This is a genomic window from Agromyces humi, assembly GCF_009720255.1.
In the GTDB taxonomy this organism is placed as follows: Bacteria; Actinomycetota; Actinomycetes; order Actinomycetales; family Microbacteriaceae; genus Agromyces; species Agromyces humi.
The window spans coordinates 1-10497 of the sequence record NZ_WJSP02000101.1 but is presented as its reverse complement, the minus strand read 5'-3'; the positions used below and the strand labels follow the sequence as shown (position 1 = coordinate 10497).

The 10497-nt window shown below is 71.4% G+C and carries 12 protein-coding genes; 6 read left to right on the top strand and 6 right to left on the bottom strand.

Annotated features, from left to right (window positions below):
• The 3 genes from GH736_RS10435 to hrcA form a co-directional block, all read right to left on the bottom strand.
• On the bottom strand, nt 1–271 hold a 271-nt coding region (locus GH736_RS10435; RefSeq protein WP_203230713.1), incomplete at its 3' end, for an RNA methyltransferase PUA domain-containing protein.
• Nucleotides 272–282: 11 nt separating this feature from the next.
• Nucleotides 283–1389 (bottom strand): molecular chaperone DnaJ, encoded by a 1107-nt coding sequence (dnaJ, locus tag GH736_RS10430; RefSeq protein WP_159602889.1) that lies wholly within the window; start codon nt 1387–1389, stop codon nt 283–285.
• A gap of 57 nt (nt 1390–1446) precedes the next feature.
• Nucleotides 1447–2469 (bottom strand): heat-inducible transcriptional repressor HrcA, encoded by a 1023-nt coding sequence (gene hrcA, locus GH736_RS10425; RefSeq protein ID WP_159602887.1) that lies wholly within the window; start codon nt 2467–2469, stop codon nt 1447–1449.
• Between the two features lie 192 nt (nt 2470–2661).
• Here hrcA and GH736_RS10420 point away from each other — a divergent pair, with 192 nt between their 5' ends.
• Entirely contained in the window at nt 2662–3084 is a 423-nt protein-coding gene (locus GH736_RS10420) for a DUF4870 domain-containing protein (protein WP_159602885.1), read from the top strand.
• A gap of 122 nt (nt 3085–3206) precedes the next feature.
• A complete protein-coding gene (locus GH736_RS10415) occupies nt 3207–3626 on the top strand; it encodes a DUF4870 domain-containing protein (protein ID WP_159602883.1) in 420 nt (139 codons plus the stop codon).
• A 3-nt stretch (nt 3627–3629) separates the two neighbouring features.
• Here the strand turns inward: GH736_RS10415 and hemW are convergent, their stop codons facing one another.
• From hemW to lepA, 3 genes are read right to left on the bottom strand one after another with little or no spacing between them, the layout of a single operon-like run.
• On the bottom strand, nt 3630–4856 hold the full coding sequence (gene hemW, locus GH736_RS10410; RefSeq protein WP_159602881.1) for a radical SAM family heme chaperone HemW: 1227 nt from the start codon (nt 4854–4856) through the stop codon (nt 3630–3632).
• Between the two features lie 3 nt (nt 4857–4859).
• On the bottom strand, nt 4860–5510 hold the full coding sequence (locus GH736_RS10405; protein ID WP_159602880.1) for a DUF1990 family protein: 651 nt from the start codon (nt 5508–5510) through the stop codon (nt 4860–4862).
• A 7-nt stretch (nt 5511–5517) separates the two neighbouring features.
• Nucleotides 5518–7374: a translation elongation factor 4 gene (gene lepA / locus GH736_RS10400; RefSeq protein ID WP_159602878.1), complete on the bottom strand. Its 1857-nt coding sequence runs from the start codon at nt 7372–7374 to the stop codon at nt 5518–5520.
• An 81-nt stretch (nt 7375–7455) separates the two neighbouring features.
• Between lepA and GH736_RS10395 the strand changes: the two genes are divergently transcribed.
• The 4 genes from GH736_RS10395 to GH736_RS10380 form a co-directional block, all read left to right on the top strand.
• Complete coding sequence (locus tag GH736_RS10395; RefSeq protein WP_203230712.1) at nt 7456–8679, top strand: sensor histidine kinase; 1224 nt, start codon at nt 7456–7458, stop codon at nt 8677–8679.
• The gene (locus tag GH736_RS10390) at nt 8676–9296 is read left to right on the top strand and encodes a response regulator (RefSeq protein ID WP_159602877.1); all 621 of its coding nucleotides are present in this window, start codon (nt 8676–8678) and stop codon (nt 9294–9296) included. Before GH736_RS10395 ends, GH736_RS10390 begins: the two co-directional genes overlap by 4 nt.
• Before the next feature lie 3 nt (nt 9297–9299).
• The gene (locus GH736_RS10385) at nt 9300–10067 is read left to right on the top strand and encodes an alpha/beta fold hydrolase (RefSeq protein ID WP_159602875.1); all 768 of its coding nucleotides are present in this window, start codon (nt 9300–9302) and stop codon (nt 10065–10067) included.
• A 109-nt stretch (nt 10068–10176) separates the two neighbouring features.
• Nucleotides 10177–10497, top strand: a 321-nt coding sequence (locus GH736_RS10380) for a VOC family protein (protein WP_162529552.1), incomplete at its 3' end; no start/stop codon positions are given.

Genomic DNA, 10497 nt, shown 5'->3' with positions numbered 1-10497 from the left:
CCTTGGCGAGCGCCTGCACGAGGGTGATGCGGACGGCGGGCGGCTCCTCGACGACGACCTCGTCCGCCTCGAGCGTGAGCTCGCGGGGTCCGGTCGCCGTGACGACCCCGAGCACGCGGATGCCGCGGCCGTCGCCGATCGCGATCCGCTCCCCGGTGCGCACCCGCGACACGGTCACCGCGTGCCGCGCCTCGTCGCCCGAGAGCTCGACGGTCGCGCCGGGCGCGACGGACGCCAGGTCGAGCGACTCGTCGAGGTAGAGGTGGCTCATCGCGGCATCCGTCAGCCGAGGAAGCGGTCGCGGAGGCGGGCGAACAGGCCCTGCTGGAAGTGGCTCAGCGCGGGGCCGGCCGCCTTCTTCGAGTGGGCGAACTGCTGGATCAGGTCGCGCTCTTTCGAGGAGAGCTTGGTGGGGGTGACCACCTGCACGCCGATCTTGAGGTCGCCGCGACCGGTGCCGCGCAGCTTCGTGACGCCTCGGTCCTTGACGGTGAGGATCTCGCCGCTCTGCAGCCCCGCGTGGAGTTCGACGCGCACGTCGCCGTCGAGCGCCGGGATCGTCGTGTCGGCGCCGAGCACGGCGTCGGTCATCGCGACCTCGAGGGTGCACAGCAGGTCGTCGCCGTTGCGGCTGAAGACGTCGTGGTTGCGCACCTTGATCTCGAGGTAGAGGTCGCCGTTCGGCCCGCCGGCGGGGCCGGCCTCGCCCGATCCGGGCATCTGCAGGCGCACGCCGGTGTCGACGCCCGCGGGGATGTCGACCGGCACGGTGCGGCGGGCGCGCACGCGGCCCTGGCCCTGGCAGGTGACGCAGGGTGTGGCGACGACGGTGCCGTAACCGCGGCAGGTGCCGCAGGGGCTGGACGTCATGACGTTGCCGAGCAGGGATCGCACAGCGCGCTGGATCGATCCGGTGCCATGGCAGATGTCGCACGTGACGGGCGAGGTGCCCGGCTGGCAGCACGAGCCGTGGCAGGTCTCGCAGAGGATCGCCGTGTCGACCTCGATGTCGCGATGCGTGCCGAAGATGACCTCCTCGAGTCCCACCTCGACGCGGATGAGCGCGTCCTGGCCGCGTTCGCGCCGCGACCGCGGCCCCCGGGTCTGCTGGCCCGCACCGAAGAAGGTCTCGAAGATGTCGCCGAAGCCGCCGAAGTTCTGGCCCCCGGCGCCGCCGAATCCGCCCTGGCCGCCGAGGTCGTACTGCTCGCGCTGCCTCGGGTCGGAGAGGACGTCGTAGGCGTGCGTCACCATCTTGAACCGCTCGGACGCGTCGGCGCCGGGGTTCACGTCGGGGTGCAGCTCGCGCGCCAGGCGGCGGTAGGCCTTCTTGATCTCGTCGGGGGTGGCGTCACGCGAGACGCCGAGGACCTCGTAGTGGTCTGCCACGGAGGGCGTGTCCTTTCGAATTGCCGGATGCCGGCCGGATGCGACGGCAGCGGGGAATCAGCTCTCGCCGAGGGTGCGGGAGAGGTAGCGGGCGACGGCTCGCACGGCCGCCATGCTGTTGGAGTAGTCCATGCGGGTGGGGCCGACGATGCCCAGGCGGGACACGTCGCGACCGGGGATCGCGAACGCGCTCGAGACGACCGACGTCTCGCCCAGGCCGAACGAGGCGTTCTCGCGCCCGATGCGCACCGCGACGGCGTGCTCGTCGCCCGCCATCTCGCCGAACAGCCGGAGCAGCACGACCTGCTCCTCGATCGCCTCGATGACCCCGAGGATCGACCCCGCGAAGTCCTGCTCGGTGCGGACGAGGTTGGCCGCGCCGGCCACCACGAGCCGGTCGTGGCGCTGGGCGCGCGCCTGCTCGGCGAGCGTCGCCGCGATCGTCTGCACGACGACGGCGTGGCGGCCGTCGGCGCCGGGGATCTCGCCCGAGAGGGCGTCCGCCGCATCCGCCATCGTCCGTCCGCCGGCCAGGTCGTTGAGGCGCACCCGCAGCGCGGAGAGCGTCTCTTCGTCGACGGGCTCGTCGAGCGCGACGAGGCGCTGTTCCACCTGCCCCGAGTCGGCGATGAGGATGCCGAGCACGCGGTCGGGGGCGAGGGACACGAGCTCGACGTGCCGCACCCGGGCGCTGCCGAACGAGGGGTACTGCACCACGGCGAGCTGCTTCGTCAGCTGGGCGATGAGCCGGACGGTGCGGGCGAGCAGCTCGTCGAGGTCGCTGGACTCTCCGAGAAAGGTCTCGATGGCCTGGCGCTGCGCCTGGCTCAGGGGCCGCACGTCGGTGAGCTGGTCGACGAAGACGCGGTACCCCTTGTCAGTCGGGATGCGACCCGACGACGTGTGCGGCGCCGCGATGAGCTCCTCCTCCTCGAGGAGGGCCATGTCGTTGCGGATCGTGGCTGCGGACACGCCGAAGGAGTGGCGCTCCACGATCGTCTTCGAGCCCACCGGCTCGCGGGACGCGACGTAGTCCTGCACGATGGCGCGAAGCACCGCGAGACTGCGTTCGGAGACCATGGTCCTCGCTTTCCCCACCGCTTAGCACTCGTTCTGACTGAGTGCCAATCCTACCGCGAGAATCAGGGCCAGCACCGTTGGCGCTCCTGACGGCGCAGCGCTACCGTATGGGTACCCCGCGAGGCACCTTGCCTGCACGTTCCCTGCTGCAGTCGCGGTTCACCCATCTGAACCCCCCTGAAAGGCACGCACATGACCGACCCCAACGTCCAGCCGTCAGATCCGACGGGGCAGACGCCGCCTCCGCCCGCCGCACCGGCGACGTCCGGGCCCGCCACGCACGCGGCGCCGCCGCTGACGCCCGAGCAGGACGTGCAGTGGGGCTCCTTCGCCCACCTGGGCGGCGTGCTCGGCTTCCTGCCGTCGCTGATCATCTGGCTCGTCTTCAAGGACCGCGGCGCGTTCACGAACACCGAGGCGAAGGAGGCGCTGAACTTCCAGATCACGCTCGTCTTCGGCTACATCATCTCGGCGATCCTCGTGGTCGTCTTCATCGGCGCACTGCTCACGTGGGTCGTCTGGATCGTGGGCGTCGTCTTCTCGATCATCGCGTTCCTCCAGGCCAAGGACGGCAAGCACTACCGCTACCCGTTCGCGATCCGCCTCATCAAGTAGGCGCGCGCCGCAGCATCGATCCGCCCGTCGCTGGAGTGCCTATTCCCGCGGCGGGCGTTGCTGTGCCAGCATGAACTCGAACGAGTCTCGCCGAACGGACGAGCCCGAAGAAGGAGACCGCCATGTCCGACCAGACCCCTCCTCCCCCGCCTCCGCAGGGACCACCGCCGCAGGGGCCGCCCGCGCCCCCGCAGAACCCCTACGGGCAGAGCCAGCAGCTCAGCCCCAGCGACGAGAAGCTCTGGTCGACGCTGGTGCACATCGGCGGCATCTTCTTCAGCTTCGTGCCGGCGCTGCTCGGGTACCTGATCCTCAAGGACAAGGGCCCCTTCGTGCGCGAGCACACGGCGACGGCGCTGAACTTCCAGATCACCATGGCGATCGCCTACGTCGTCGGCATCGTCACCACGTTCATCGTCATCGGCATCTTCATCCTGATCGCCGTGTGGATCCTCGTGATCGTCTTCAGCATCATCGCCGCGGTGAAGGCCAACCAGGGCCAGCTCTACACCTACCCGCTCACGATCAAGTTCGTGAGCTGAGCCTCACTCCTCGAGCAGGCGCCGCACGACGGCGTCGGCGAGCAGCCGCCCTCGCCTGGTGAGCGTCAGCACACCGGCGAGGGCGGCTTTCGCGTCCACCAGGCCATCGGCGATGAGGCCGGCCACGGCGTGCCGCCCGCCCGCGTGCAACGACTCGATGCGGATGCCCTCCCGGATGCGGGTGAGCAGCAGCACCCGCTCCGTCTCGCGGGTGCCGGCGTCGAGCACCTCGCGTCCCACGGCCGGCGAGAGCTCCGCCGTGACCCGTTCCGCGTACGCGGCCGGATGCTTCGCGTTCCACCATCGCACCCCGCCGACGTGGCTGTGCGCTCCGGGCCCGACGCCCCACCAGTCGTCGCCGCGCCAGTACCCGCGGTTGTGACGCGACCGCTGCGCGGCATCCGTCGCCCAGTTGCTCACCTCGTACCACTCGTATCCGGCGGCGGCGAGCAGGTCGTCGGCCAGCTCGTACATGTCGGCCTCGAGGTCGTCGGAGGGCGTCGCGAGCTCGCCGCGACGGATCTGCCGCGCGAGCTTCGTGCCCTCCTCCACGATGAGCGCGTAGGCGCTGACGTGGTCGGGGCGCTCCTCGACCACCGCCTCGACGCTCCGGCGCCAGTCGCGCAGCGACTCCCCCGGCGTTCCGTAGATGAGGTCGAGGCTCACGTCGAGCCCGGCGTCGCGCGCCCAGCGCACGACGAGCGGTACCCGCGCCGGGTCGTGCGTGCGGTCGAGTGCCGCGAGCACGTGCGGCACCGCCGACTGCATGCCGAACGAGACGCGCGTGAACCCGCCGTCGGCGAGTCGTCGAAGGTCGTCGGGCCCCACCGAGTCGGGGTTCGCCTCGGTGGTGACCTCCGCGCCCTCGTCGAAGCCGAACTCGTCGCGCACGGCGCCGAGCATGCGCACCAGGTCGTCTGCAGGCAGCAGTGTCGGCGTGCCGCCGCCGAAGAACACGGTCGACGCGCGGCGATCGGGCACTCCGGATGCCTCGAGCATGCGCCGCGACATCCGGATCTCGGCGATCGCGTGGTCGGCGTAGTCGACCTGCCTCGCGCCGCGGAGTTCACCGGCGGTGTAGGTGTTGAAGTCGCAGTAGCCGCAGCGCACCCGGCAGAACGGGACGTGCACGTAGACGCCGAACGCGCGGTCGTGGGCGCCGACCGCGGCGGCTGCCGGGAGGAGGCCGTCGAGCGGCGCCGGATCGCCGAGCGGAAGGGCCGAGCCCACCGGCTACACGCCGCCCGCGGGGTGCAGGGCCCGCAGCTCGACGCGAGTGAGCTCACGGCGCTTGCGGCGCTGCCGAGGAGCCACGATGCGACGGATGCCGCCGGCGGTGCCGAGCAGCGACCGGATCGTGAGCCACACGGTGTCGTCCTCGCGGTGCTCGAGGATGAAGGACTCCTCGCCGCTCTCGGGTCCTTCCGCCGTGGTGCCGTAGGCGAAGCCGACGCGGTCGGGCTCGTCGATCACGTAGACGACGAGCACGGGGGTGTCGTGGTGGCGGAAGCGGCCCGAACGTCGCAGCGTCGCGGTCATGCCGGCGGCGATGTACGGCGTGCCGTCGGCGCCGAAGCGCTCCTCGGTGCGCGGCGACGGCTGCTCGGCGAGCGGCGCTCCCTCGGCGTCGTAGACGATGCCCGGGTACTGCGCGCCCGTGCCCGCGGACACGTCGACGACCTCGAAGCCGGCGCCCTGCTGGATGCCCCAGGTCATGAGCGACTCCGCCGCCCGCTCGAAGCGCTCGAGCCCGCTGCCGAGTCGCACGGAGTCCTCTGCGGGACGGTAGCCCTCGGGCGGGTACCGCAGCAGGTCGGGGGCGAGGGTCGCTCCGATCGCCCCGTAGGTGACCGACTGGTCGGTGAACGTGCTTCGTCGGGTCATCGGGAACCTACTTCTTCGCGTCCTTCTTCTCGGTGTCGCCCGAGAGCGCGGCGATGAACGCCTCTTGGGGGACCTCGACGCGGCCGACCATCTTCATGCGCTTCTTGCCCTCCTTCTGCTTCTCGAGGAGCTTGCGCTTGCGGGTGATGTCACCGCCGTAGCACTTGGCGAGCACGTCCTTGCGCATCGCGCGGATCGACTCGCGTGCGATGATGCGGGCGCCGATCGCCGCCTGGATGGGCACCTCGAACTGCTGCCGCGGGATGAGCTCGCGGAGGCGCCCGGTCATGAGCACGCCATAGGCGTAGGCCTTGTCGCGGTGCACGATGGCGCTGAACGCGTCGACCTGCTCGCCCTGCAGGAGGATGTCGACCTTCACGAGGTCGGCGGCCTGGTCGCCGGTGGGCTCGTAGTCGAGCGACGCGTAGCCCGCGGTCTTCGACTTGAGCTGGTCGAAGAAGTCGAAGACGATCTCGCCGAGCGGCATGTTGTAGCGGATCTCGACCCGGTCTTCGCCCAGGTACTCCATGCCGAGCAGCGTGCCGCGGCGCGACTGGCAGAGCTCCATGATGGTGCCCACGTAGTCCTTCGGCGCGAGGATCGCGGCGCGCACCATCGGCTCGCGCACCTCGGAGATCTTCGCACCCGTCGGGAATTCGCTCGGGTTCGTGACCGTGACGGTCTTCCGGTCCTCGGTGGTCACCTCGTAGACGACGGAGGGCGCAGTGTTGATGATGTCGAGTCCGAATTCGCGGCGGAGCCGCTCGGTCACGATCTCGAGGTGCAGCAGGCCGAGGAAGCCGGCGCGGAACCCGAAGCCGAGGGCGACGGAGGTCTCGGGCTCGTAGACGAGCGCGGCATCCGACAGCTTGAGCTTGTCGAGCGCCTCGCGCAGTTCGGGGTAGTCGCTGCCGTCGATCGGGTAGAGACCCGAGAAGACCATCGGCAGCGGCTCGGTGTAGCCGGGGAGCGCCTCGGTGGCCGCCTTCGCCGCCGTGGTGACGGTGTCGCCGACCTTCGACTGGCGCACGTCCTTCACGCCGGTGATGAGGTAGCCGACCTCGCCGACACCGAGCCCCTTCGTGGGCGTCGGCTCGGGCGCGCTCACGCCGATCTCGAGGATCTCGTGCGTCGCCCGCGTCGACATCATCTGGATGCGCTCGCGGGGGTTCAGGTGTCCGTCGACCATGCGGACGTAGGTGACGACGCCGCGATAGCTGTCGTAGACGGAGTCGAAGATCATGGCCCGTGCCGGGGCATCCGCCCGGCCGACGGGAGCCGGGATGCGCTCGACGACGCGATCGAGGAGCTCCTCGACGCCGACGCCGGTCTTGCCCGACACCTTCAGCACGTCGTCGGGCGAGCCGCCGATGAGGTCGGCGAGCTCGCGTGCGTACTTCTCGGGCTCCGCCGCGGGCAGGTCGATCTTGTTCAGCACCGGGATGATCTCGAGGTCGTTCTCGAGGGCGAGGTAGAGGTTCGCGAGCGTCTGCGCCTCGATGCCCTGCGCCGCGTCGACGAGGAGGATCGCGCCCTCGCACGCGGCGAGCGATCGGGACACCTCGTAGCTGAAGTCGACGTGGCCCGGCGTGTCGATCATGTTCAGGGCGAACGACGTGTCGCCGACCTGCCAGGGCATGCGCACGGCCTGGCTCTTGATCGTGATGCCGCGCTCGCGCTCGATGTCCATGCGGTCGAGGTACTGCGCGCGCATGTCGCGGTCGGACACGACCCCCGTGATGCCGAGCATCCGGTCGGCGAGCGTCGACTTGCCGTGGTCGATGTGGGCGATGATGCAGAAGTTGCGGATCAACGCGGGGTCGGTGGCAGCAGGCACCGGCGGATTGGCGGCTCGAGGGGACATCCCCACGATTCTCCCATGACTTTCGGTTCGCACTTTCGACGGATGCCGCCGTCAGGGCGGCCGGGCTACGCTGACAGCATCATGACCGTGATCGACGACATCGACGCGCGCGTCGCGCCGTCCGCGCTTCGGCCGGTCTTCTTCACGCTCCGGCTCGGCCTGCACCTGCTCGTCGTCGGGCTGACCCTCTTCGTCGTCGTGCGCGCCCTGCTCGAGGACGCCCCGACCGAGGTGCCGGTGACGATCCTCGCGGTGGCGTTCCTGGCCTGGTACGGCGCCGGGGTCGCGGGCGCGCACCGCCACTTCCCCACGTGGGCCCGGGTGCTGTGGCTCGTCGGCCTGCTGCTCCTGTGGCTGGCGATGTCCTTCCTGACCCCGGATGCCGCGTTCCTCGCGTTCCCCCTGTTCTTCCTCGAGCTGCACGTGCTCGCGACGCCGGTCGCCGTGCCGCTCGTCGTCATCACCTTCGGGCTCTCGGTCTGGGGCACAGCGTCCCACCTCGGCTTCGAGGTGGGCACCATCCTCGGACCGATGATCAGCGCGGGCGTGGCGATCGTCATCGGCTCGGGCTACCGGGCGATGTCGCAGGAGACGCGCGATCGGCAGGCCCTCATCCTCGACCTGCTCGCCACCCGCGAGGAGCTCGCCGCGGCGAGCCGCGAGGCCGGCACGCTCGCCGAGCGCGAGCGCCTCGCCCGTGAGATCCACGACACCGTCGCCCAGGGCCTGTCGAGCATCCAGATGCTGCTGCACGCCGCCGAACGCGACATCACCGACGAGCCCACCCGCGAGAAGCTCAGGCTCGCCCGTGAGACCGCGGCCGACAACCTCGGCGAGACGCGCCGCTTCATCCGGGAACTCACTCCCCCATCGCTCGACGAGCAGACCCTCCCGGCCGCGCTGCGCCGCCTCTCGGACGCGATCAACGACCAGGCCGAGCAGTCGGGGTCCTCGACACGAGTGAGCTTCCGCCTCAGCGGCGACGCCGTGATGCTGCCCATGGCGGTCGACGCGACCCTGCTCCGCATCGCCCAGGGCGCACTCGCCAACGTGCTGCGCCATTCCGGCGCTGAGCGGGCCGAGCTGACGCTCAGCTATCTCGGCGACGAGGTCGCGCTCGACGTGGTGGACGACGGCATCGGGTTCGACCCCCGCGCCGCCCAACGCGAGGAGGTCGACGGCGTCGCCTTCGGCCTGCGCGCCATGCGGCAGCGGGCGGAGCGGCAGGGCGGCTCGATCGAGATCGAGTCCGCGCCCGGCGAGGGCACCGCGGTGTCCGTGCGCATCCCGGTGGTGACCGCATGATCCGGCTCCTGCTCAGCGACGACCACCCCGTGGTGCGCGCAGGGATCCGTGCCCTGCTCGAGTCCGAGCCCGACCTCGAGGTCGTGGCCGAGGCCGCCACGGCCGAGGACGCGGTGCGGCTCGTCGCGGCATCCGACGTTGACCTCGTGCTCATGGACCTCCAGTTCCCGGGCGCGATGCAGGGGGCGGAGGCGACACGTCGCATCCGCTCGCACGAGGGCGCGCCGCGCGTGCTCGTGCTCACCAACTACGACACCGACGCCGACATCCTCGGCGCGATCGAGGCCGGCGCGAGCGGCTACCTCCTGAAGGACGCCCCGCCCGCCGAGCTCGTGGCCGCCGTGCGGGCCGCCGCCGTCGGCGAGGCGGCGCTCGCCCCCGCGGTGTCGTCGCGGCTCGACGCCTCCCAGGGCGCCGAGCGACTCACCGTTCGCGAGGCGGAGGTGCTCACCCTCGTGGCCGACGGCCGGTCGAACCGCGACATCGGTCGCGAGCTGTTCCTCAGCGAGGCGACCGTGAAGTCGCACCTCGTGCACATCTTCACGAAGCTCGGGGTCGGCTCGCGCACGGCGGCCGTGGCGCGCGCCCGCGAGCTCGGGGCGATCCGGTCGGGTTGACGGATGCCTCGCGCCCGCGTCGTGCTCGTGCACGGCCTCCGCACCTCGGCCACGATGTGGCGGCGGCAACTGCCCGCGCTCGCCCGCCACGACATCGACGCGGTCGCGATCGACCTCCCGTCGCACGGCACGCGCAGCGGCGAGCCGTTCACCATCGACGATGCCATGCGGGTCATCGGCGAGTCGGTGCCCGAACGTGACGCCGACGCTTCGACGACGCCGACGCTCCTCGTCGGCCTCAGCCTCGGCGGGTACCTGTCGATCGAGTTCGCCTCGCGGCATCCGGGCCGTGTCGACGGCCTCGTCGCCGCCTCGTGCGGCACGCGGCCCCGGGGCGTGGGGCTCGAGGGGTATCGCCGGATCGCGGCGCTCATCGCGCGGCTCCCCGATCAGGGACGTGGCCTGAACGAGCTCACCGCGCGCATGTTCCTCTCGCCTGCGGGGGTCGACGACGTGCTCGCCGGAGGCGTGGCGCTGCATGCGATGGCCCCGGTGCTCGGCTCCATCGGCCGCCTCGACGTCGAGGCCGCGCTCGCACGCATCGACGTGCCGGTCTGGCTCGTGAACGGCCGCCTCGACCACTTCCGCATCGAGGAGCGGCGGATGCTGCGTGCCGCGCCGCGCGGGCGCCTGGTGATCGTTCCCGGCGCGACGCACCTCGTGAGCCTCGTGCGGCCCGAGGAGTTCACGGCCGTCGTGCTCGGCGCGGTCGCGGAGCTCGAGTGGGAGCGGGCGCGGCGCCGGCGAGCCCGATCCGACGCGTCGGCGTAGGTGCGCGCCGGGGGTCGGGGGCGTAGCGGCGCGGTCGATCCACCGCCACCCCTTGCGGCCCGGCCGGCTCGGGACGACCCTCGGCCACAGGAGTGGACGGAGGATCGCCATGCAGCGCACGTATCCGGAGGGCGTCCCGTCGTGGGTCGACCTGGAGTCGCCCGACCTCGACGCGGCCCGGGAGTTCTACGGCGGCCTCTTCGGCTGGACGTTCGAGGCTGCGCCGGGCCCGCGCGCCGACGCTGCGTACGTCGTCGCCCGACTCGACGGCCGCCCCGCCGCCGGGCTCGGCGCCGAACCGACTGACGGCTCGTCCGACGCGGAGGCGGCACCGGATCTGCCGGTCTGGAACACGTACGTGGCCGTCGCCGACCTCGATGCCGCCGTCGAGCGGGTGACCGCCGCCGGTGGGCACGTCATCGTCGCTCCG

Excerpts from the sequence above, each read along its gene's own strand:
- hrcA (WP_159602887.1), bottom strand. The coding sequence starts at position 2,469 with ATGGTCTCCGAACGCAGTCTCGCGGTGCTTCGCGCCATCGTGCAGGAC.
- lepA (WP_159602878.1), bottom strand. The coding sequence starts at position 7,374 with ATGTCCCCTCGAGCCGCCAATCCGCCGGTGCCTGCTGCCACCGACCCC.
- GH736_RS10420 (WP_159602885.1), top strand. The coding sequence starts at position 2,662 with ATGACCGACCCCAACGTCCAGCCGTCAGATCCGACGGGGCAGACGCCG.
- GH736_RS10390 (WP_159602877.1), top strand. The coding sequence starts at position 8,676 with ATGATCCGGCTCCTGCTCAGCGACGACCACCCCGTGGTGCGCGCAGGG.
- GH736_RS10415 (WP_159602883.1), top strand. The coding sequence starts at position 3,207 with ATGTCCGACCAGACCCCTCCTCCCCCGCCTCCGCAGGGACCACCGCCG.
- GH736_RS10405 (WP_159602880.1), bottom strand. The coding sequence starts at position 5,510 with ATGACCCGACGAAGCACGTTCACCGACCAGTCGGTCACCTACGGGGCG.
- GH736_RS10385 (WP_159602875.1), top strand. The coding sequence starts at position 9,300 with ATGCCTCGCGCCCGCGTCGTGCTCGTGCACGGCCTCCGCACCTCGGCC.
- GH736_RS10395 (WP_203230712.1), top strand. The coding sequence starts at position 7,456 with ATGACCGTGATCGACGACATCGACGCGCGCGTCGCGCCGTCCGCGCTT.